Genomic DNA, 21,245 nt, shown 5'->3' on the forward strand with positions numbered 1-21,245 from the left:
ATACATAATTTGCTATAATAGGAGACGCGTGCAAAAACGAATTGTTAAAAATAGGTGGATTCATCAAAGATTTACTCTAAGGAGGATTTTATGAAAAGGAATAGATATGTCTTTTGGGGACTAGTCATCACAACCCTAATCTCCGCCCTCGATGCCAATATAATGCAAACTGCAAGCCCAACTATAGTGAAACAACTTGGGGGAATGGAGCTGTTTGCCTGGATCTTTGTCGTATATATGTTAGCAAGTACGGTAACGGTTCCGCTTTATGGCAAGTTGTCAGATATGTATGGAAGAAAAAGATTGTTAATGGTCTCAGTGGGCTTATTTACCGTCGGCTCCATTTTGTGTGGAATCGCTAATTCGATGGTGATGCTGATCGTTTTTAGAGGGATTCAAGGCTTGGGCGCTGGCGGGATGGTTCCACTTTCGATGATTATCGTTGGTGATTTGTTTACGATTGAGAGACGTGGTAAAATCCAAGCCGTTTTTAGTAGTATATGGGCCATTTCCTCGATTGTCGGTCCCATATTAGGATCATTCTTTGTAGAAGCCTTAACATGGAGATGGATCTTCTTTATTAATATACCAATCGGGATTGCAACAGTTCTCTGTTTAATTCCTTATCAGGAAAGCACCCAATTTAAAAAGACCCATATTGACTATAAAGGATTTTTCTTATTTGGAATTTCAATTACACTATTATTACTGTCTACCAATGTGAGCCAGCCCTTTTGGTACCTAGTAATGGCTGTGTTAGGATTGATCGTGTTTGCTCTTGTTGAACGAAAAGAAGCACAACCGTTTCTCCCTGTATCTCTATTTAAAAATAAAGGGATCCTGATGACTAACCTCTTTATGCTCATCTATTGTCTGTCCTTTTTTGGAACATCGAACTTTATTCCGTTATTTTTACAAGAAGGCAATCATATGAGTATCTATAAAAGCGGGCTCATTTTATTAAGTATTGCGATGGGGTGGATGTTTGGAAGTACGCCAGCAGGGAACTGGATTATTCGATTTGGCTATAAATCCTTATTTATCATCGGCAGCTTCGTTACCGCTATTTCAGGACTTCTACTTTATATTTTTATCAATGATATCTCTTATCTTGGATTATTCTTGATTCTAGTTTTTCAAGGGGTAGCCTTCGGGTTATTATTTGCTGTAGGTACGATCGCTTCACAAGAATTTGCCGAAGCGGATATTAAAGGAATGTCCACGTCGCTTCAAATCTTCCTTCGAAATATCGGGACTTCCATCGGGGTAACTATAATGGGATTGCTCATTAATCAGGCTGCAAATATTGCGATTGGCATGAAAAACGTGTTCTTGTATGCCCTTTGTCTGAGCATCGTTACGGTTATACTGAGCTTTTTCATTCCTGCAAAGACGTCTGCTGTAAGCACTAATTAAAAAGAAATAACAATAATCAAATTATGTAAACTAGTTACAAAAAGAGTTCGCCCAAGTGAGGCGAACTCTTTTTGTTTAGGAAGTATGGTGTCAGGCACCGAATGAAAGCGCTTTATAATTAACAAAATAGTTAAAATAGTCTAAAAATATTGACAGGTTATTTTTTCGGTGGTACCCTTAGTTAAAATTGGATATGAATTGATGACGAGAAGAGTAGGATAGAATTTGTTTTGCAGAGAGTCGACGGTTGGTGGGAGTCGATGACAAAACTATCTGAAGATCATCTCTGAGATGTAGAGCTGAATGATTGAGTAAGCTGTACCGGAACGTCCACCGTTAACATGGAACACGTACAATGACACTGTATGTTGATCGAGAGCCGCAATAGGGTAGACTGTTGCGGAAGTAGGGTGGTATCGCGAGTTAACTCGTCCCTATAACCATGGGGCGAGTTTTTTGGTGTGTTTATAGCATATGAACACGCATCAAGTGAACGAAATGCTGGTGAAGTGATGGGTAAAATAAGTGAAATGAATAGTAAAGGAAAACCGAGGAGGAACATGAATATGAGTCAACAAGTCGATAAAAAAGCATTTAATGTGGAGGATATTATTATTGCAAGTCACACCATAAAGGACGTCATTTCGCCAACACCTCTACAATACAATCACTTATTATCAGAACGGTATGACTGCCATGTTTACTTAAAACGTGAAGATATGCAAAGCGTCCGTTCCTTTAAGATTCGCGGTGCGTATAACCGCATTAAAAAGCTAAGTAACGAAGAAACCATTAACGGAATTATTTGTGCAAGTGCAGGGAATCACGCGCAGGGCGTTGCATACTCGTGTCACCTATTGAAGATTAACGGAAAGATTTATATGCCCAGTACAACCCCTAAACAAAAAGTGAACCAGGTGAAATTCTGGGGCAAGGACAGTGTCGAAATCGTGTTAGTAGGTGACACCTTTGACGATGCTTATGAAAAGGCAATGGAGTGCAGCCAAGCTGAGAAGCGCACCTTTATTCATCCCTTTGATGATTATGATGTCATCGCCGGTCAAGGTACGGTGGCGGTTGAACTGCTCAATGATTGTCCGGAGAAAATGGATTATCTATTCGCAGCCATTGGCGGTGGCGGTTTGCTCGCTGGGGTTGGCACCTATTTAAAGCATTATTCACCGACAACGCAATTAATTGGTGTTGAACCTCAAGGAGCTCCTGGCATGAAGGAATCGTTCTTAAAAGGAGAAGTTACATCTCTTAAAAAAATTGATCCATTTGTTGATGGAGCTGCAGTAAAAACAGTAGGTTCAAAAACCTTTACCATTTGTAAAGAAATCGTCGATGATATTATTGTGGTGCCTGAAGGAAAGGTCTGCACGACTTTATTATCTTTATATAACGAAAATGCTATTGTTGTCGAACCGACAGGAGCCTTGTCCGTTGCAGCGCTAGATACATATGCAGACGAAATTAAGGGAAAAACAGTCGTTTGTATCGTAAGTGGAGGCAACAATGATATCGGAAGGATGCAGGAAATCAAAGAGCGTTCCAAGCTATATGAGGGCTTACAGCATTATTTTATTGTCCAATTTCCACAGCGCCCCGGAGCATTGCGTGAATTTTTGTTCGATGTCCTAGGACCCAATGATGACATTAGTCACTTTGAATATACGAAAAAGAATAACCGCGAAACAGGTCCGGCATTGGTTGGAATTGAATTGAAGGATAGAGAAGATTATCTTCCATTAATTGAACGAATCAAGACGAAGGGGTTTATTTATCGGGAAGTGAATAATGATAGTACATTGTTTCAAATGCTAGTCTAACATTCATGTATCTAGAAAAAAATAAATGTTGCAACTATACGTTCATAATAACGTTTGGGCTGGATCAAACGGTCGTTGGATTGACCTTTTGATCCAGCCTCTTTTTATTTTCTGACCATTTCATCATGTGTAAATGAAGGAATAGTTAATAAAATTTGGTAAAAGTTATTAAATGGGTGGTGATGATGCGTGGTGTTTCGAAAAGCAAACTATAAACATAGTGGAAGGAAAAGGTATCCTATGACCAGTCCTTCCAAAGATCTAGAAGTACAAGATCGTAAATATATAACCGGTTCACTAAAAGATACAGAGGAATCAATTAAGGCCATTTTAGGTGAAAATGATGATCTTAGCATGAAACATTTTAAAATCTTTGGACAATATCATGCGGCCATTTTCTGTTTTTCTGATTTAGTGAATCAAGAAGTTATGAATAAAGAAATATTAAAACCATTAATGTATGTCCCTGAACATTTAATTGGGAGAGAAAAGCCGCTCACGCTTTTAATGGATATCATCATGAATGAAGCGCTCTATCATAGTCAAGCAGGTACAGAGAAGAGGATAGATCTTCTCATTGAAGCGCTGTTACTCGGTAAGACCGTGATTTTCATCGAGGGGCTTAAAGAAGCGATTCAAATTGAAACGAAAGATGTCGAAAAGCGGTCCATTGCACAGCCTGAGACAGAACAAGTCATTTTGGGACCAAGGGAAGGCTTTATTGAAAATATCGCTACGAACATTGCTTTATTAAGGTATCGACTTCCTACAGCTGATTTTCAAGTGAAAACGATGAAGATTGGCCGCTTGACTAAATCAACCGTGGCCTACTGCTATTTAAAAGGAATTGCCAGTGAGACGGTCATCAAGGAAGTAGAAAAACGATTATCAGAAATTGACATTGACGCTATATTGGACGTGGGATATTTAGAACAATTTATTGAGGATAATCCGTTTTCACCGTTTCCGCAGACACAAAGTACGGAACGACCTGATCGAACTGTCGCCAATTTAATCGAGGGAAGAGTAGCCATTCTGGTGGATGGTTCACCTTTTGCATTGTTGGTCCCAGTTGTATTTAACCAATTTTACCAAACAACAGAAGATTATTCGTCCAGGTTCTTGATGGGTAGTTTTGTTCGGATGGCCCGTATTGTGGCACTTGTATTTTCTCTTATATTTCCGTCCCTTTATGTTTCGTTTATCTCTTTTAATCCCGAGTTGCTTCCGACTGAATTTGCTGTTGCCGTAGCTGGGGGACGAGCTGGGGTGCCATATCCTGCTGTTGTCGAAGTTCTTCTTATTGAAGTGGCTATGGAGGTTTTACGGGAGGCGACGGTCCGCCTTCCAAAGCAAGTGGGTGGTGCCTTGTCCATTGTGGGTGTTTTAGTGATTGGGCAAGCTGCTGTAGAAGCAGGCTTATCAAGTCCGATTACCGTGGTGGTCATTGCGATTACGACGATTGGTTCGTTCGCAACTCCCGCTTATAGCGCCGCATTTGCCCTTAGGATGCTTAGGTTTCCTATTATGATCTTAGCGGGTATTTTTGGTTTATATGGAGTGGTGATTGGCGTGATTTTTATTTTTAATCATATGCTTTCGTTAAAATCTTTCGGTGTTCCTTATATGTCACCCATTTCACCAGAGAACTATCAAGGGATGAAGGACGTTGTCTTTCGCAGTCCGTTATGGTGGATGCCGAAACGACCTGGATTTTTACATCCACAGAACCAAAACAGACTTAAGAAAAATGATAATACCGTCTTAAAACACAACAAGGTTGGCAACGATCAAAGGGAGGAGAAGAGTAATGGGGGATCCGAAGGAAATTACGACACTCCAGGCAACAACGATCATTATTAGTACGATTATTGGTGTCGGCGTTCTTCCCTTGCCGCTGTTTGCAGTCCGTGCTGGCGAGACAGGGGCGCCGCTCGTCACATTATTAGGGATTCTGTTAGCGGCTACGGGATTATTTATCCTCACATATTTAGGAATGCGTCATCCCCAAAAAACGATCATTACGTATAGTCATGATATTATCGGCAAGTGGCTCGGAAGATTCTGCAGCATATTTGTGATCGTCTTTTTTTATATTCTCACAGGACTTGCGGCTCGTGAATTTGGTGAAGTGGTAGTATCAGCTGTATTACGGGAAACTCCCTTGGAGGTAACGGTTCTAGTCATGCTTTTACTAGCCTGTATTAGTTGTCGGAATAACATCAATGTGTTTTCATACATTCATAATTTTTACGTCCCTATTATATTAGCACCAGGTTTAATTATTGTGGCATTTTCATTAAAGAATTCAAACCTATTATATTTACGTCCCATTATTGGAAACAATTTTCAAGATATGGCAGCTGGAACGTTGACCATTTCCGCTTTGTTTCAAGGTGCATTTATCATCACCTTAATTATTCCATCGATGAAAAAGCCAGCAAAAGCGTTAAAGGCTAGTTTTTGGGGAATATTTGTTTCCGGTGGTTTATATCTATTAATTGTCATTGCTACTGTATCTGTTTTCGGTTCAGAAGAGATTAAACAAATTTTTTGGCCGACATTAGAATTGGCTCGAACAACTTCACTGCCTGGAAATATTCTGCAGAGATTGGATGTCATCTTCTTAGCTGTTTGGGTGACGGCGGTATTTACCACCTTATTTTCCAGCTATTATTTAACCATTCATTCGATTAAAGAATTATGCAATTTAAAGGATCATAAAATGCTAACCTATTTTATTTTGCCATTCGTGTTTATTTTCGCGATGCTTCCGCAAAATATCGTCCAAATGTATAAGGTTATTCAAGACATAGGCCGCGCAGGTTTGGTAATTACATTTCTATATCCGGGCTTATTATTACTAATTGATGTTTTTAAAGGTTGGAGGAAGAAAAGAAGTGTTGTACAAAAATCGTAATGTCCAGTTGTTTCTGTTGTCCGTTCTTCTTCTACCAATCCTATCAAGTTGTTGGGATAGTCAAGAAATTGATGAACGAGCCAATGTTTTGGCGATTGGAATTGATGTAGCAGATAAACAAGAAGAGAAATCGGAAGATGAAATCGCTCATTTAAGGGATTTTTCGATAACGAATAATGAAATCTTTAAGCTCACTGCTCAAATTGCGATCCCCGGCCGGATTCCGCTTGGCCCTGAACAAACAGGAGGGAAAGAGAAGCCCGTCTTGGTTGTCCAGGTTGTCGGACATACCATTGAAGATGCGATCATCAATCTCCAGCAAGAGGTTGCCAATGAACTATTTTTAGGTCATTTACGTATTATCGTTCTCAATGAAAAAGTGGCAAAACAAGGGACGCAGCGCTTCAATGACTTTCTTAGACGCAATCCAGAAATACGCAGAACGGCTTCACTGGTCGTTTCCAAAGAATCGGCAGCCACCTATTTAAAGGTGTCACCAGAGCTTGAACGAATACCATCCCTTTATTTAGCGGACATGGTTGATAATTTAACAGCGCTCGGGAAATTTCCGCCCAGTTTTATCGGGCTGTTTTGGACAATCCTATCCAGCAAGGGTCAGGACGCATATTTGCCCTATTTCCGTCTCAAAAAAGGAGATAACCTAGAACTAAATGGGCTCGCTTACTTTAAAGGAGATAAAATGGTAGGCAAAACGAATCCAGCCGATATTGGCATCTTTATGTCTGTTAAAGGAATCCACAGAGGGGGTTACGGAGCCTTTGTAAAGGTGCCAGGCACCAATGAAGTCGTCGTTGTGAAAGCCATGAGTCGAAGAACAAAAATTAAAGTCAGTTTAAAGGATGGGAAACCGCATGCGTCCATCAAAATCAGCTACGAAAGCACCATTGATGAAAAGGGAAATCCTAAACTGCTAGTATCAAATTCGAGTTTGTTAAAAAAAGTGGAAAAACAAGCATCCAAGGATGTCGTTGCCTCTACTAAAAAATTTATTAAACGCACTCAGCGGGTAAAATCAGATGTTTTTGGATTTGGAGAGCATTTTAGAGCGAAGCTGCCCCATTTTTGGAATAAAAAAATTGGTACGAAGGAAAAGTGGGAGGACTACTATCAACAGCTTACATTCGATTTACAAGTAGAGACGCATATTCATCGGGTTGGAATGAAGGCAAAATAGTTTTTTTGAAAGGATGAGACATCCTTGTATATCGGCTATTTGGGCTATGTGATTACTATTTTTTGTTCAGCAGGCTTATTGCTGCTTATATCAGATGTAAAAGGCTATAGAAATGCTCATATGAAGAAGGAGCAAAAAGTATCCCAAGTTTTAGGCTGGATGAACATTGTCATTGGATTATCCCTATTGGTGGTAAATTGGTTCTATCAGACATTTTTTTAAAACATCAATTTGGGTTGAAAAGAGAGGAAATTCTCGCTTTTAAACATTAAACACTTAACAAATGAAGACTTTAAGGTATAATATTATCTGTGCGAAATGCAACCTTTAACTATTTTTGTTACTCTATTAACAGAAATCGGCAGGAACATAGAATGATTAGGTTGAAAGCAATGAAGGAACTTTTTTTAACATTATCATTTTATGTAGATTCAAACCGGAAAGAGAGTGTTCACAATGGGACGTAAGTGGAACAATATTAAAGAAAAAAAAGCGTCAAAGGATGCCAATACGAGTCGTATTTATGCGAAATTCGGTGTTGAAATTTACGTGGCCGCAAGACAGGGTGATCCGAATCCTGAATCCAATCAGGCCTTGAAATTTGTCCTTGAACGAGCAAAAACCTACAATGTACCAAGACACATTATTGATCGTGCGATTGAAAAGGCAAAAGGTGGTTCAGAAGAAAGCTATACGGAACTTCGTTACGAAGGTTTTGGACCAAATGGGTCTATGGTCATCGTTGATGCACTAACCAATAATGTCAATCGTACCGCAGCAGATGTCCGCGCGGCATTTGGAAAAAACGGTGGAAATATGGGAGTTAGCGGTTCAGTTTCCTATATGTTTGATGCAACCGCTGTTATCGGTGTAGAAGGAAAGTCAGCTGATGAAGTACTTGAACTATTAATGGAAGCAGATGTGGATGTGCGCGACATTTTGGATGAAGATGAGCAAGTGATTGTTTATGCAGAGCCAGACCAATTCCATGCCGTACAAGAGGCATTCAAGCAAGCTGGGATTACCGAATTTACCGTTGCCGAATTAACGATGCTGGCGCAAAATGAAATCACCCTTTCAGAGGATGCTTTAGCAAAATTTGAAAAGATGATTGATGTATTAGAAGATTTAGAAGACGTTCAACAAGTTTACCACAACGTAGATCTTGGAGAATAAAGAATGAAAGCAGGCCATAATATAATGGTCTGCTTTTTTCATTTCCGCTTGGATATTGAGAGAATAAATATCTACATTGTTTAACTAAACTAGCAGGCGATATTTTTTATATAGCGAAAAGCTATCAAAATGCTAGCATTTCTGTTTTTATCTGATAGTGTTGTGGTACTTGGGGCTATTTAGCTTTCTAAGGTATTTTTTGACATTTACACTATTTCGTATGGTATTATACTAAATAATACATAGTGGGAAAGGATGAATCCAGTGTCATTTGAAAGTGTAAAAACTCATTTTAAACAATGGAATCGTGAGACAGATATTCTGGAATTTGCAACATCCAGTGCTACGGTGGAGGAAGCTGCCGCAACGATTGGGGTGATCCCAGCTCGCATTGCCAAAACGTTATCATTTCGAGGTTCTGAGGAAACGGCTATGTTGATTGTTGCTGCCGGTGATGCAAAAATTGATAATAAGAAGTTTCGCCAGAAATTTGGTTTCAAAGCACGTATGCTCACGCCTGATGAAGTGCTCGAACAAACAGGTCATGCTATTGGTGGTGTGTGCCCGTTTGGTTTAAAAAACGATCTTCCCGTTTTTCTGGATGTTTCGATGGAACGCTTCGTGACCCTTTTTCCAGCGTGCGGTAGCAAGAATTCGGCTATTGAACTTACAAAAGAAGAGTTAGTTACCTATTCCTTTGCCAAAGAATGGGTAGATGTTTGTAAGGGGTGGCAAGAAGAGGAAGAGCCAGTAAAAGATGTTGAGCACATTGAAGTGTAAATAAGAAACGCGCTAGGCGCCCGTCTATCGGTGATAAAGGGAAATTTAGTCGTTTGAAAATCGGCTAAGTCTCCCTTTATCTATTTTTCCTGCAGTAGCAGTGTGCCCTCTACTCCAAGCAACAAAGTCGAAAAAACATCAATAACTTTAACAAAGCAAAAAGGAAAGGGCCTGTAAGCAAGCCCTTTTCGTAATAAGTATATTTTTCAAAAGAAATTTACTTCAACCGATTTACGACAAAATCACCAATTTCATCAATCGACATTTGTCCCTCAGGGATTGCGAATGTTTGGAAAACATGCCACATATCATCCCAAATTTTAAAATTGACCTCCACGCCTGCAGCCCGCGCCCGGTTTACTAGACGAACGGAATCATCTAAGAGAATTTCATCATTTCCGACATGAATGAGCATTGGAGGGAATCCAGTCAAATCCGCATGTATAGGTGATACAAGTGGGTGACGCGGATCAAGGTCACGAATATATAACCTTGGAGTTTGCCGCATTGAATCTGGAGACAGCCATGGATCGGCCTCTGCACGTGTTTTCACCGATTCACCTGATCCTTCCATATCCGTCCATGGTGATAAGAGCACGGCCAAGGCTGGTAACCGTTCGCCTTCATCCCTTAAGGAGAGGAGGGTAGCTAACGTAAGCCCGCCGCCAGCTGAATCGCCGCCAATCACAATATTCGCCGATGAATACCCAGCAGCGATTAACCAGCGATAAATCCGAACGGCATCTTCAATTGCTGCTGGATATGGGTTTTCAGGTGCAAGTCGATATTCAGGAACTAAGACACGTGCAGCAGTTGAGCGGGATAACTTGGAAGCCAAATAACGGTGGGTGTTGCAGCTTCCCATAATGTAGGCACCACCATGAAGATACAGAAACACACGGCCTTCGACTGCATTGGGCGCCGTAACCCATTCAGCGTTCATTCCTTCGATAACCGTTTTTTCTATGTCGATATCTGGACTGACTGGGGTTAAAGTGGATAAGGCTTCTAATCCTTGACGAGCCGCTTCAATACTTGCCTCTGCGGTTTGGTTCGACTTTCCCGCTTTTAAAAACTGCCTCACTACTAAACTTTCTTGACTAGCCATTTCGTTGACTCCTTTCAAATCATATTGAATGCGTTTACATTTATGTATTTCTTCATTCATATTGAAAATCCTCTATTATCTAATAAATAAACCCACATCTTTTCTTTCAATGATGTGGGTTTGCTCAGCTTATCTGGGGGTTATCGGTTTTACTGATATGGCAGGGGACAGAGTCGTCACAACGCAGCCTTCTAATTGATTGGGCTGTAATAATCCTAGGTTAAGTGCGGCCTTTATTTTTCCGTCATCGGGCTTTTTGACCACCTGAATGAGATCAGTCATCCGTAAATCTTCTAATCTTTTAATGGTTTCCTCCTCCTGATATTTTTCCATTTTCCGGATTTGCCGTTGGAGCTTGTAGCCATTAATCGTAAGTTCTCCTTTATGATCGCTCCCCACTTGTTGATTAAAATAGGATTGAAACGTTTCCTTTAATTGATTCATTTCTACCTCGATTTCTTTTTTCTTTTTATTAAGTTCGTAATATCTGTTTAGCATCTCACCTGTGATCAAGGACTCCTTGTTTTTCCCCATCAATCTCGTCCTCCTTTATACGAACGTACATTCTATATTATGAGGAACCAATTGAAAATATAACTAAAAGGAATTTTTGGAAGGGAAAAACATTTGCATTCTTCCTCATATCATGGCAAGCTTAATTATGATTAAAAACTTCTTTGGAAAGATATTTATAGGTGATTAACATGATTGAGGTAAAAACATCAAAGCTAAGCGATGGGGAATTAAATAGAGGGGTATTTGCAACATGTGATATTGCGAAGGGTGAGCTTATTCATGAAGCCCCGGTTATTCCTTATCCAAATGAGGAACATGTTCATATAGAAAAAACGTTGTTGGCCGATTATGCATTTGAGTATGGAATCAATCACACAGCCCTCCTATTGGGATATGGGATGTTATTTAATCATTCCTATCAGCCCAACGCTATTTACGAAATTAATTTCCCCAACCATACGTTCGATTTCTACGCCTACCGGGATATAAAAGCAGGCGAAGAAATCCTCATTAACTATAATGGTGATGTAGATGACAATGAACCGCTTTGGTTTAACAAGGACGAAAAAAATGATTAAATAAAAAAGGGATAGATTGAGCAGTGATTCTGCTTAATTTATCCTTTTTTTATTTGTAAAAACTTTTTAGCAGGATATCTCGTCTAAGGTATAGAAAGGGGGGACAGAGGTGGAAGAATTCATTGTTGAAGTGTTAGAAACAGAAGATATGGATAACGCAATTGATGAAATTATGATTAGATATGGCCAAGAGATTTTACAGCTTGTATATTCCTATGTGAAAAATAAAGGGCTTGCTGAAGATCTGACCCAAGAAATTTTTATCAAATGCTATAAAGCTCTACCTACATACAGCGGAAAATCGAAGTTACGAACGTGGTTGTGGCGCATCGCTATTAATCATTGTAAAGACTACTTGAAAAGTTGGTATTACAAAAACGTAATGATCACTGATCAAGAACCCGTGAAGAGTAAAACGAAAAAGGAAATGATCGAACAGGCAGTCATCCAAAAGGAAGAGGGAGATGAATTGATTGCCGCAATCATGATGCTGCCGATTAAGTATCGTGAGGTTATTTACCTATTTTATTACGAGGATTTGCCCATTAAGGAAATAGCTCATCTTACAGATACAGGTGAAAATACGGTGAAAACTAGACTGAAACGAGCAAAAGAACTTCTAAAAAAGCGATTGGAGGTATAGGACATGGAGGATCGTTTAAAAAATATTAAGAAATCAATGGATCGAACAACTTTTTCGCAGTTGAATTTTACAGAAAAAAATCGGAAAGAAATTCGTAATAAAATCAATCAACAAAATGAAAGAGAAGAGAATATTTTACTGGCCCTCATGCAGCTTCTGGTCACACAAAAAACGGGTTTCGAATTGGCGCAGCTTTTGCGTGCCCGGGACATTCGGAAGTTCGAAGACAGCCAAGGAGGCTTATACACACTATTACACCGTCTAGAGCAGTCAATGTATATTCGCTCAAGCTGGGACGTCACCTCTGTTGCTAAATATTATCAGTTAACTGATAAGGGGGGCAAAGTATTGAAAAAGCTTGAAAAGAAACAGACAAATACTCGCTTGGCATTCAAGGAATTATTAGAGGGGTGAGAGAGGTGGAAACAAAAAAGCAGGGTTTCTTAAACGAAGTTTCCAATCAAATTCATTCAAATGAAGCAAAGAAATTTGTCACGGATGAATTAAGTTATCATTTAACTGAAACAAAGAAAATGTGGATGGAGAAGGGATTAACAGCAGAGGAAGCAGAGGAACAGGCGGTCGACCAAATGGGAAGCGCCATTATACTTGGCAGACAATTGAACAAGCTGCACCGACCAAAGGTGGATTGGCTGCTTGTAGGACTTTTACTTATGACATTAATCCTTGGATTTTTGCCCATGTATTCGCTTGGCTATATGAATGTAGGCCATTTTATTTTTAACAAGATCATGTTTGTCTTGATAGCAACTGTTGCTGCTGGTGGCTTGATGTTAATCGACTATCGGAAATGGTTTAAGCAGGGATGGTTGTTTTATTCGATCGGGTTATTTATACTGCTGTTACTGAAATATTTTTCCAATACGATGATTAATGGACTGCCTTTGTTTAGAATCCCACCACTTATTACAATTGAAAGCCTTATGGCGGTACCATTCCTTTTTCTTGCCTGGTCAGTATTTTTTGATAACGAGCGGATGAGAGTATGGCAATTTGTCCTTTTGTTTTTGATACCATTTGGTTTACTGTTATCTCTTCCTAGTATTTCAACCACGTATCTATATACTGGAATGGTATTAGTCATGCTGTGGGGAAGTAAATTCCGCAAAAAAACGATTCTAACCATTTGGACAGGTGCGGTGAGTTGCTTCTTGGTATTTATCTTGACTTCATGGTTTTTCCTTAAGGAATATCAGACCGCGAGATTGTTTGCCTTTTTGAAACCAGAAAAATATTCAGATGGTGCCGGTTACATGATTTTACGGATTAAAGAGTTATTGTCCAAAGCAGGATGGTTTGGTGCAAGTAAAAACGACTTCATTCCTGAAGCGCATACTAATTTTGTTTTTGTCAGTTTTACGTATTATTATGGATGGATCTTTGCTGTTATTCTTGTTTTGATCCTCACCTTATTTGTGGCTCGAATCGTTGCCATCTCCGTGAAAATCAAAGACTCGTTTGGAAAGCTCCTATTAATTGGTGCAGTAGCTCTCTATGGCATCCAACTGGTAACCAATATTGCTATGGTCCTCGGAATAGTACCGATGATTACGATGTCTTTACCCTTCATCAGCTATGGGTTAATGCCAACTTTATTTAATGCCTTTTTAATTGGAATCGTATTAAGTGTTTATCGGCGCAAGGACTTGATCCCGGGCCACAATTTGTAAATGGAATCAAACAGTTTCAATGGATAAAACGTAAAGGATGCGAACGATGACAAAGCAAGAAGTGCTTAAAATATTAGTACTAATAGAATCAGTGTACACTTCCTTTATGCTTAAAAATGATACAGTGCAACATTGGTTAGAATTATCCAACCAAATGAATTATGGAAAAGTATTGAACGCGCTATTAACCTATATGAAAAAAAGTCCTTATCCACCAATAATGGCAGATCTTGTTGAACAAAAGATTGAAACAATCGAATTATCTACGAGACGAATCCCGTCAATCCACGAAAAAAGAACAAAAATCGTACAGAACAATATACCTTTAAGGACTAACACACAGCAAATTTGGATGGCAGAGTATTCCTTAAAGTAAGCCGTCCTGTGACGAGATTGCTTAAGTGTAGGTACCTTAAAAACCTCAATAGTTTGAAAAAACAAGGACATCTGCCTATGCCTTTTATCCATTCCAACATAGTCTAGACTGTAACCTATAAAAGGAGAGATGCTCAAATGAATGATATGAGACAATTTAATGTTGGAATGGGTACAGGCGGTTTCCCAGGGATGGCTGGATTTGATGGTGCAGGAATGGGTGGCTACCCAGGAATGGGTGAATTTGGCGGATGGGGCGGATTCCCTGGTCATGGCGGACATGGTGGATGGGGCGGATTCCCTGGTCATGGTTGGCATGACGGATGGGGCGGATTCCCTGGTCATGGCGGACATGGTGGATGGGGCGGATTCCCTGGTCACGGTGGTCATGGCGGATGGGGCGGATTCCCTGGTCACACTGGACATGGTGGAATGGGCGGATTCCCTGGTCACACTGGACATGGTGGAATGGGCGGATTCCCTGGTCAAGGTGGCATGGGAGGAATGGGCGGATTCCCTGGTCAAGGTGGCATGGGAGGAATGGGCGGATTCCCTGGTCAAGGTGGCATGGGAGGAATGGGCGGATTCCCTAGTCAAGGTGGCATGGGAGGAATGGGCGGATTCCCAACCAATCTTTAATTAATACTTGCCCTTAGCGAAAATTAAACTAATTTAATAAATATATAAATTTGAGCATAATCGGTATGCCAATCCGATAGAATAAAGAAAACTCGCCGATTGGAGAGCCCCTAAGGGCGAAGACAGAGGCGGAATTATACTTTCCTATCGGCTAAAAAAACCTTGAACATATTCAAGGTTTTTTTATTTCTCTTTACACTACCTAAAATTCGACCAGCATTCCTGGCTTATTTTTCACTCATCGTTTTTAGACGTGCAAATGTTTCTTTATCTCAAACAGTAACATGAATTTTTTTATCAAACCTTGCTTCAACGCTAGTGATGGCAGTTGCGATTAATAGGGTTTTTCCATCGACGAGGAGTGGATCCCTTGTGGCGAAATTATTCTCTGTTATTTGATCGGCAAAAATAATTACCCAATTTGCTTTTGGCAAATTGGCATTAAGGAGTGTTTCTTCATTTGTGGCATCCCCGCGAACATAAAACAGCCGTTCATCCATCACCGGAGCTTTTTCTAACTGATCGATGATAACAATATCAATCTTTTTATCAGATTTTACTATTTCTTGATCGCTAATTTCGATTTTACACTCCAGCCAATCAACACAATATGATTTTTGCCCGTATTATAGAGCCATCTTTTCAATGCCATTCCCACGAATGATTAATCCTGCCTTTCCAGAGATCGAATATTTTTTGCCTACCCAATTAATAAAAATTAACAGCACAAGGAAGCATCAGAATCATTTTTGTTTAAGCATGCACGATGACTTGATAAAATAAATATAAGGGGAGGAGAAAATAGCGACTGCAGATGAAACCGAAATTTTGGAGGGGAAGCTACTGATGAAAAATTTAGTAAGCACGAACGAAGTAGTCATTGGGAAAGTATATATGGTCGAAATGCAAGATGGAGAAATTAGTTCTTTCCGTGTACTGAATGAAACGCCTACGCATTTTATTTTTTCTTACTCCACAAATGAAACGGTAGATGTATTCGAAAAAGCTAAAAAAGATGTATTTGGGATATTTGAGGTTCGAGAGTGGTGGGATACAAAAGGGAAGCATTCGAACCCATTGATAAATTAATGACTAAATAACCCTCATTTCCTTCTCGGGAAGTGAGGGTTATTTTCTTAAAGAATACTATTTTTCATCGTCCAGCTATCACTTACGTCACAATCCATAATATAGGTAATCGGAATGAGCAGGGTAGAATCATCCCCATTTTGTTCCCCAAATCCCTGGTTCCTTTTATAGGAGATAAACTTGTCAGTAAATTGCAAGGGTCCCATACTCAGAATAGAACCATGGTCCAACACATTAATTTTAAGATCCCCAAGATTCACAGACATTGGTGCAAAGATCACCAGTATTCCCCCTTGTTCGAGAATGATTCCTATATAATACTATTTTTTGCGGTATTACTATCTGAAATGTCAGGGTCAACTACCCAAGAAATCGGGATATTCACAGGTGATAAATCCCCATTTTGTTCTCCAACCCCCTGATTCCTCTTATAGGAGACCAACTGGTCAATAAATTGATTAGGTCCAAGGTTGACGAAGGAGGAATTGTCAAGGGTGTTTACTTTAAAACCGATAAAATTAATGGCCATTGGTGCGATATTCACCTATATCACTCCTTATACTTACAGTTTAAGCTAATGTCATGGATGAGAGGAAACTTACACCCCCATTTCTCTTCATCGTCGGCATATCGATAATTTCGTTATCTAGCACAAACTGGATCGGGACCACGATTTTGGAGAAATCCGCTAATTGTTGACCGAATCCTTGATTTTTTTTCCCATTGACATGGTTTCCTATTAGGATGGCTGGACCTATGGAAACTGTGTCCTGGTGGTCTGCACTGTTTATTTTCAATGAGCCAAGGTTGACTCTTGTGGGGATAAAATACATAAGTTTCTCCTTTCCAATGCTCAAAGAAGCAAAATTCAATTTCTTATTACTATATTCCTCAGCTCCGCCGATAAGACCATATTAGTATGGCATCATCATCTTTTCTACAAAAAAAAAGAAAGTGGTGGAAGCCACTTTCGAAAGAAGGAAAACTTTTATGGGTTAGTACAGCATATGTTCTAGCTTGTACGTGCATGTAGTGAACATGTCCATTTTGAAAAAATATTTTAAAGGGAGCTACAGGAAACTACCTTACTGCGACCTTCTTGCAAAATCAACAAAACGAAATTTATCAGGGCGATGTCTTGACTCTGTATATTGGAAAAGGGTGGCGTCCTCCAAATAGACAAGGTTTTTAATCACAACGATATTATGAAAACCCTCAAGATCTAATAAGGTCTTGTCTTCTAATGTAGGTTCAACTACGACAATTTCCTTTTTCGCAAAACTAATCGACAAATTCAAATCATTTTCAAGGTATTGATAAATCGAATCCGCACAAATTTCTTCCGTTAGAGAAGGGACATACTTACTCCATAAATAATCCTTATCTAAGATGATTCTTTCTCCAGTCATTTCCCTTGTTCGGGCGATCTTCCAGACAAGGTCCTTACTGCCAAGGTGGAGCTGCTGCCGGATATAGCCATCGGGCTTAACTAAGGAAAGTTCATTGACAATGGTTTTTGGCTTACTGCCCATTTTACTTGCCAGTTCCTTAAAACTAACTAATCCAGAGACAGGAAAATCAAATTTGCTGATATCGATGACAATCGAACCTTTTCCTCTAACTTTTTGTATATAGCCATTTTGTGAGAGTAGATTTAACGCTTTTCTTATCGTTTCCCTTGATGTATCAAATTGATCCTTTAATTCATTTTCAGAGGGGAGCAGCGTTTGCGGAGGAAGTTCGCCGCTTTTTATTTTCTCGACTATACTGTTATAAATGGTTAGGTACTTGTTCGTCATAAGATATCTCCGATCATTATTTCAGGTGGTACACAATCGACTCATATGGTCGTAAAAGAATCTGCATTCTAAGTTGTGCTGAGGAATCCTCATAGTTAGAGAGTACCATCTTACTCTTACACTCATCAAGATTTAAATGAGCCGGAAGGGAAAATCTCTTTTCTTTGCTATAAAAATTGCTCATGACGAGTAATTTTTCTGAATCATTTGTTCGTATAAACGCAAAAACTTCTTCATCTTGATCTAAAATTAACTGGAAGTCTCCATCCGTGATGATATTCATTTCTTTTCGTAATTGAATGAGTTTTTGGTAGTGATAGAAAATCGAATCGGATTCTTGTCTTGCTTTTTCTGCATTAATTTCTTGAAAATTCGCAGCTGTTTTGATCCAAGGTGTACCGGTTGTGAAACCTGCATGTTCACTTGCATTCCACTGAACAGGGGTCCGGGAATTATCTCGTGATTTTTGCTTGAGGATTTCGATAATCTCTTGTTCGTCCATCCCATTATTTTTCAAAATAGTAAACATATTTAAAGACTCAACATCACGATAGTCGTCGATCGCATCAAAATTTGGATTGGTCATCCCGAATTCTTCACCTTGATAAATATAAGGAGTTCCTTGCAGCATATGGAGCACAGTTGCTAACATTTTCGCCGATTCTTTATGGTATTTCCCGTCATCACCGAATCGAGATACGACCCGAGGCTGATCATGATTACACCAGAAGAGAGCGTTCCAACCGCCGCCTTTATTCATTGCTACTTGCCAGGTAGCCAAAATTTCTTTCAATGCTTGAAAATCAAACTCCGCCTTCGTCCATTTTTCTCCATTTAGATAATCGACTTTCAGGTGATGGAAATTAAAGGTCATATTTAATTCGTTTTGTTCAGGATTGGTGTAAAGAATACAATGCTCAATCGAGGTGGATGACATTTCACCAACGGTCATAATATCGTAGTGCGAAATTACTTGTCCATTCATTTCTTGTAAAAATTCATGGATTCTTGGTCCGTCTGTATAAAATTTGCGCCCATCACTATCATCCTGAGGGAACTGTTGATCTTTCGAGATTAAGTTGATGACATCCAATCTAAACCCATCTACACCTTTCTTTAACCAAAAGTGCATCATCTCATAAAGTGTCATGCGTACTTTTTCATTTTCCCAGTTTAAATCTGCTTGTGTTACATCGAACAAATGAAGATAGTATTGATCGGTTGGCTCATCATACGCCCAAGCAGATCCGCCAAATTTTGATTCCCAGTTGGTAGGCGGCTCGCCGTTTTTACCATCTTTCCAGATATAAAAATCCCGATAAGGGTTATCCTTAGAGGACTTAGCTTGTTTAAACCATTCATGTTCTGTTGATGTATGGTTGATCACGATATCCATTATTATTTTTAAACCGCGTTTATGTGCTTCTGCTAGCAGCAAATCAAAATCCTCCATCGTTCCGTATTCATCATGGATAGTGTAGTAATCACTGATATCGTAGCCATTGTCCCGTTGTGGTGATTGATAAATAGGGGTTAGCCAGAGAACATCAACACCAAGCTCTTTTAAATAATCTAGTTTTCCAATGATTCCTTGAAGATCTCCTGTCCCATTTCCGGTTGTGTCATGAAAGCTTTTTGGATAAATTTGATAAACGACTGCTTTTTTCCACCATGCTGTTGACATATTAAACACCTGCCTGTAAATTTTGATAACTCTAATGTGGAAAAGGAGGGAGAGAGTCTCCCTCCAATTATGGAGTGTACATTACTTTTTAAAATTTAATTTTTTAATCCCTGTTTTTGCAAAGATGTTCGTTAATACAAATGGAATGACGATGGCAATCACCATGCAGACTCCAAAGATAACCATATATTTCGGCTGAATGGATAGGATACCAGGAAGACCGCCAACTCCAATCGAGTTAGCCATTACGCCAGATGCGACTGATACGACCCCGGCAATCATCGAACCGATCATTGCTGCCAAGAATGGGAAGCCGTATTTTAAGTTAATACCGAACATCGCTGGTTCTGTTACACCTAAGTAACATGAAATAGCCGCTGGGATCGAAACTTGCTTTTCTTCTTCATCTTTACGGTTAATAAAGATCATGGCAAGAACGGCTGAGCCTTGAGCAATATTGGAAAGAGCGATCATTGGCCAAAGGTTTGTTCCACCCAGCTCGCTCATTAATTGTAGATCAATTGCATTTGTCATATGGTGTAAGCCAGTAATTACAAGTGGGGCATATGCAAAACCAAAGATAGCAGCAAATAACCAACCAAATGCAGAAGTTAAGCTAGAGTATACAACATGAGAAATTCCTGAACCAATCGACCAGCCGATTGGACCTAAAATCGTGTGGGCAATTAAGACGGTTGGCACCAATGCTAAAAATGGTACCACAATCATTGAAATGGAATTTGGAACGATTTTTCGTAATCGCGTTTCTAAGAAACCTAATACTAATCCAGCTAGGATGGCAGGAATAACTTGTGCTTGATAGCCAATCATTTCAATTTTTGCAAAGCCGAAATCCCAAACGGGAATATCTTTTGCACCTGCAACAGCATAAGCATTTAATAATTGCGGCGATACTAAGGTAATACCAAGAACGATCCCAAGAATTTGCGACGCGCCCATTTTCTTCGCTACGGACCAGGTGATTCCAACAGGCAAGAAGTGGAAAATCGCTTCACCAATCAGCCATAAGAAAGCGTGGACACCCGCCCAGAACTGAGACACCTCAACAATCGTTTTGGTTCCGTCATCTAATAGTTTAATGTCACCGATTACATTTCGGAAACCAAGGATAAGACCACCGACTACAAGGGCAGGAATTAATGGGGTGAAAATTTCTGCTAGATGCCCCATTAATCGCTGTAACCAGTTTTGATTTTGTTTAGCAGCAATTTTGGCTTCTTCCTTAGAAGTACCATCTACTCCGGCAATTTTCACAAAGTCATTATAGAAGCTTGAAACTTCATTTCCAATGATAACTTGGAATTGCCCAGCTTGTGTGAATGTACCTTTTACAAGTTTAATGGCCTCGATTTCTTTTACATCGGCCTTGCTCGGATCTTTTAAGACAAATCTCATTCTTGTTACACAGTGGGTAACCGCTGCAATGTTTTCTTTTCCACCAATGTGCTCTAGTAACTGTTTTGAAGGCTCAGTGTACTTGCTCATCTTCTTTCCCCCTAATGGAATGGGATGGACCCATTCTTTTATCTATTTTTTTATTCCTTCATATACAGGCAATGGGTACGTTTTCATCTTTTTAATCATGCTTGTATATACAAGTTTTGATTACGTTTTCATTTTAACTTGTATATACATGTATGTCAACAAGTTATTATAAATGATATTTTTCCTAAATGATTTGGGTTGGATTGATTCTAGTAAGTTAGGCAGGGTATTATATGATCGACTGTTCCTGAATAGAACTGTGTCTTTTGAACGACTTTTATACTTTACAGCAATAAAT

24 protein-coding genes and 1 other annotated feature are annotated in these 21,245 nt (G+C 39.5%); of the genes, 15 read left to right on the plus strand and 9 right to left on the minus strand.

All coding sequences use genetic code 11. The features are described from left to right. Positions 1 to 90: 90 nt before the first annotated feature. From TY15_RS00530 to TY15_RS00565, 8 genes are all read left to right on the plus strand, one after another. Positions 91 to 1,416, plus strand: a complete 1,326-nt coding sequence (locus tag TY15_RS00530) for an MDR family MFS transporter (protein WP_040209024.1) — start codon at positions 91 to 93, stop codon at positions 1,414 to 1,416. Positions 1,417 to 1,608: 192 nt separating this feature from the next. Then, positions 1,609 to 1,855: a binding site (T-box leader), on the plus strand. 127 nt (positions 1,856 to 1,982) lie between these two features. Next, entirely contained in the window at positions 1,983 to 3,248 is a 1,266-nt protein-coding gene (gene ilvA / locus TY15_RS00535; RefSeq protein WP_040209023.1) for a threonine ammonia-lyase IlvA, read from the plus strand. A 240-nt stretch (positions 3,249 to 3,488) separates the two neighbouring features. Continuing rightward, positions 3,489 to 5,111 carry a spore germination protein gene (locus tag TY15_RS00540; protein WP_042373949.1) on the plus strand — a complete coding sequence of 541 codons (1,623 nt, stop codon included), beginning with the start codon at positions 3,489 to 3,491 and terminating at the stop codon, positions 5,109 to 5,111. Then, the gene (locus tag TY15_RS00545) at positions 5,059 to 6,168 is read left to right on the plus strand and encodes a GerAB/ArcD/ProY family transporter (protein ID WP_040209022.1); all 1,110 of its coding nucleotides are present in this window, start codon (positions 5,059 to 5,061) and stop codon (positions 6,166 to 6,168) included. The genes TY15_RS00540 and TY15_RS00545 overlap by 53 nt, the downstream gene beginning before the upstream one ends. After that, entirely contained in the window at positions 6,149 to 7,363 is a 1,215-nt protein-coding gene (locus tag TY15_RS00550; RefSeq protein WP_040209020.1) for a Ger(x)C family spore germination protein, read from the plus strand. The genes TY15_RS00545 and TY15_RS00550 overlap by 20 nt, the downstream gene beginning before the upstream one ends. 24 nt (positions 7,364 to 7,387) lie before the next feature. Beyond that, the gene (locus tag TY15_RS00555; RefSeq protein WP_040209019.1) at positions 7,388 to 7,585 is read left to right on the plus strand and encodes a CLC_0170 family protein; all 198 of its coding nucleotides are present in this window, start codon (positions 7,388 to 7,390) and stop codon (positions 7,583 to 7,585) included. Positions 7,586 to 7,819: 234 nt separating this feature from the next. Continuing rightward, a complete protein-coding gene (locus TY15_RS00560; RefSeq protein WP_040209018.1) occupies positions 7,820 to 8,539 on the plus strand; it encodes a YebC/PmpR family DNA-binding transcriptional regulator in 720 nt (239 codons plus the stop codon). A gap of 264 nt (positions 8,540 to 8,803) precedes the next feature. Then, positions 8,804 to 9,319, plus strand: a complete 516-nt coding sequence (locus TY15_RS00565) for a YbaK/EbsC family protein (protein WP_040209017.1) — start codon at positions 8,804 to 8,806, stop codon at positions 9,317 to 9,319. A 217-nt stretch (positions 9,320 to 9,536) separates the two neighbouring features. Here TY15_RS00565 and TY15_RS00570 read toward each other — a convergent pair whose 3' ends face one another. Continuing rightward, a complete protein-coding gene (locus TY15_RS00570) occupies positions 9,537 to 10,427 on the minus strand; it encodes an alpha/beta hydrolase (protein ID WP_040209069.1) in 891 nt (296 codons plus the stop codon). 129 nt (positions 10,428 to 10,556) lie between these two features. Further along, positions 10,557 to 10,961 carry a hypothetical protein gene (locus tag TY15_RS00575; protein WP_052353674.1) on the minus strand — a complete coding sequence of 135 codons (405 nt, stop codon included), beginning with the start codon at positions 10,959 to 10,961 and terminating at the stop codon, positions 10,557 to 10,559. A 170-nt stretch (positions 10,962 to 11,131) separates the two neighbouring features. Here TY15_RS00575 and TY15_RS00580 point away from each other — a divergent pair, with 170 nt between their 5' ends. From TY15_RS00580 to TY15_RS00605, 6 genes are all read left to right on the plus strand, one after another. Next, positions 11,132 to 11,521, plus strand: a complete 390-nt coding sequence (locus TY15_RS00580; protein ID WP_040209016.1) for an SET domain-containing protein — start codon at positions 11,132 to 11,134, stop codon at positions 11,519 to 11,521. Between the two features lie 109 nt (positions 11,522 to 11,630). Beyond that, positions 11,631 to 12,164, plus strand: a complete 534-nt coding sequence (locus tag TY15_RS00585) for a sigma-70 family RNA polymerase sigma factor (protein WP_040209015.1) — start codon at positions 11,631 to 11,633, stop codon at positions 12,162 to 12,164. Positions 12,165 to 12,167: 3 nt separating this feature from the next. Then, a complete protein-coding gene (locus tag TY15_RS00590) occupies positions 12,168 to 12,578 on the plus strand; it encodes a PadR family transcriptional regulator (protein WP_040209014.1) in 411 nt (136 codons plus the stop codon). Positions 12,579 to 12,583: 5 nt separating this feature from the next. Beyond that, positions 12,584 to 13,855: an FtsW/RodA/SpoVE family cell cycle protein gene (locus tag TY15_RS00595; RefSeq protein WP_040209013.1), complete on the plus strand. Its 1,272-nt coding sequence runs from the start codon at positions 12,584 to 12,586 to the stop codon at positions 13,853 to 13,855. Positions 13,856 to 13,901: 46 nt separating this feature from the next. After that, positions 13,902 to 14,231 (plus strand): replicative helicase loader/inhibitor, encoded by a 330-nt coding sequence (locus TY15_RS00600; RefSeq protein ID WP_040209012.1) that lies wholly within the window; start codon positions 13,902 to 13,904, stop codon positions 14,229 to 14,231. 137 nt (positions 14,232 to 14,368) lie between these two features. Further along, entirely contained in the window at positions 14,369 to 14,869 is a 501-nt protein-coding gene (locus TY15_RS00605) for a hypothetical protein (RefSeq protein ID WP_042373936.1), read from the plus strand. A gap of 272 nt (positions 14,870 to 15,141) precedes the next feature. Here the strand turns inward: TY15_RS00605 and TY15_RS00610 are convergent, their stop codons facing one another. Continuing rightward, a complete protein-coding gene (locus TY15_RS00610; RefSeq protein WP_081799316.1) occupies positions 15,142 to 15,465 on the minus strand; it encodes an NAD-binding protein in 324 nt (107 codons plus the stop codon). Positions 15,466 to 15,715: 250 nt separating this feature from the next. Between TY15_RS00610 and TY15_RS00615 the strand changes: the two genes are divergently transcribed. Next, a complete protein-coding gene (locus TY15_RS00615; RefSeq protein WP_040208989.1) occupies positions 15,716 to 15,958 on the plus strand; it encodes a BRCT domain-containing protein in 243 nt (80 codons plus the stop codon). Between the two features lie 47 nt (positions 15,959 to 16,005). Here TY15_RS00615 and TY15_RS00620 read toward each other — a convergent pair whose 3' ends face one another. The 6 genes from TY15_RS00620 to treP all read right to left on the minus strand — a co-directional run bounded on the left by TY15_RS00620 (position 16,006) and on the right by treP (position 20,947). Continuing rightward, the gene (locus TY15_RS00620; protein WP_040208988.1) at positions 16,006 to 16,239 is read right to left on the minus strand and encodes a hypothetical protein; all 234 of its coding nucleotides are present in this window, start codon (positions 16,237 to 16,239) and stop codon (positions 16,006 to 16,008) included. A 29-nt stretch (positions 16,240 to 16,268) separates the two neighbouring features. Next, positions 16,269 to 16,487, minus strand: a complete 219-nt coding sequence (locus TY15_RS00625; protein WP_040209011.1) for a hypothetical protein — start codon at positions 16,485 to 16,487, stop codon at positions 16,269 to 16,271. Positions 16,488 to 16,527: 40 nt separating this feature from the next. After that, the gene (locus tag TY15_RS00630) at positions 16,528 to 16,791 is read right to left on the minus strand and encodes a hypothetical protein (RefSeq protein ID WP_042373937.1); all 264 of its coding nucleotides are present in this window, start codon (positions 16,789 to 16,791) and stop codon (positions 16,528 to 16,530) included. Positions 16,792 to 17,043: 252 nt separating this feature from the next. After that, on the minus strand, positions 17,044 to 17,757 hold the full coding sequence (gene treR, locus TY15_RS00635; protein WP_040208987.1) for a trehalose operon repressor: 714 nt from the start codon (positions 17,755 to 17,757) through the stop codon (positions 17,044 to 17,046). A 16-nt stretch (positions 17,758 to 17,773) separates the two neighbouring features. Beyond that, the gene (gene treC, locus TY15_RS00640) at positions 17,774 to 19,441 is read right to left on the minus strand and encodes an alpha,alpha-phosphotrehalase (RefSeq protein ID WP_040208986.1); all 1,668 of its coding nucleotides are present in this window, start codon (positions 19,439 to 19,441) and stop codon (positions 17,774 to 17,776) included. Between the two features lie 81 nt (positions 19,442 to 19,522). Beyond that, positions 19,523 to 20,947 (minus strand): PTS system trehalose-specific EIIBC component, encoded by a 1,425-nt coding sequence (treP, locus tag TY15_RS00645; protein ID WP_040208985.1) that lies wholly within the window; start codon positions 20,945 to 20,947, stop codon positions 19,523 to 19,525. Between the last annotated feature and the right edge of the window lie 298 nt (positions 20,948 to 21,245).

The organism is Neobacillus jeddahensis (genome assembly GCF_000612625.1).
Lineage (GTDB): Bacteria > Bacillota > Bacilli > Bacillales > Cytobacillaceae > Neobacillus > Neobacillus jeddahensis.

What these genes read in the sequence shown, in the direction of transcription:
- TY15_RS00630 (WP_042373937.1), bottom strand. Translation starts at nt 16,791, where the DNA reads ATGTATTTTATCCCCACAAGAGTCAACCTTGGCTCATTGAAAATAAAC.
- TY15_RS00540 (WP_042373949.1), top strand. Translation starts at nt 3,489, where the DNA reads ATGACCAGTCCTTCCAAAGATCTAGAAGTACAAGATCGTAAATATATA.
- TY15_RS00545 (WP_040209022.1), top strand. Translation starts at nt 5,059, where the DNA reads ATGGGGGATCCGAAGGAAATTACGACACTCCAGGCAACAACGATCATT.
- treR (WP_040208987.1), bottom strand. Translation starts at nt 17,757, where the DNA reads ATGACGAACAAGTACCTAACCATTTATAACAGTATAGTCGAGAAAATA.
- TY15_RS00600 (WP_040209012.1), top strand. Translation starts at nt 13,902, where the DNA reads ATGACAAAGCAAGAAGTGCTTAAAATATTAGTACTAATAGAATCAGTG.
- TY15_RS00615 (WP_040208989.1), top strand. Translation starts at nt 15,716, where the DNA reads ATGAAAAATTTAGTAAGCACGAACGAAGTAGTCATTGGGAAAGTATAT.
- TY15_RS00580 (WP_040209016.1), top strand. Translation starts at nt 11,132, where the DNA reads ATGATTGAGGTAAAAACATCAAAGCTAAGCGATGGGGAATTAAATAGA.
- TY15_RS00560 (WP_040209018.1), top strand. Translation starts at nt 7,820, where the DNA reads ATGGGACGTAAGTGGAACAATATTAAAGAAAAAAAAGCGTCAAAGGAT.
- TY15_RS00530 (WP_040209024.1), top strand. Translation starts at nt 91, where the DNA reads ATGAAAAGGAATAGATATGTCTTTTGGGGACTAGTCATCACAACCCTA.
- treC (WP_040208986.1), bottom strand. Translation starts at nt 19,441, where the DNA reads ATGTCAACAGCATGGTGGAAAAAAGCAGTCGTTTATCAAATTTATCCA.
- treP (WP_040208985.1), bottom strand. Translation starts at nt 20,947, where the DNA reads ATGAGCAAGTACACTGAGCCTTCAAAACAGTTACTAGAGCACATTGGT.
- TY15_RS00570 (WP_040209069.1), bottom strand. Translation starts at nt 10,427, where the DNA reads ATGGCTAGTCAAGAAAGTTTAGTAGTGAGGCAGTTTTTAAAAGCGGGA.
- TY15_RS00590 (WP_040209014.1), top strand. Translation starts at nt 12,168, where the DNA reads ATGGAGGATCGTTTAAAAAATATTAAGAAATCAATGGATCGAACAACT.
- ilvA (WP_040209023.1), top strand. Translation starts at nt 1,983, where the DNA reads ATGAGTCAACAAGTCGATAAAAAAGCATTTAATGTGGAGGATATTATT.
- TY15_RS00575 (WP_052353674.1), bottom strand. Translation starts at nt 10,961, where the DNA reads ATGGGGAAAAACAAGGAGTCCTTGATCACAGGTGAGATGCTAAACAGA.
- TY15_RS00625 (WP_040209011.1), bottom strand. Translation starts at nt 16,487, where the DNA reads ATGGCCATTAATTTTATCGGTTTTAAAGTAAACACCCTTGACAATTCC.
- TY15_RS00605 (WP_042373936.1), top strand. Translation starts at nt 14,369, where the DNA reads ATGAATGATATGAGACAATTTAATGTTGGAATGGGTACAGGCGGTTTC.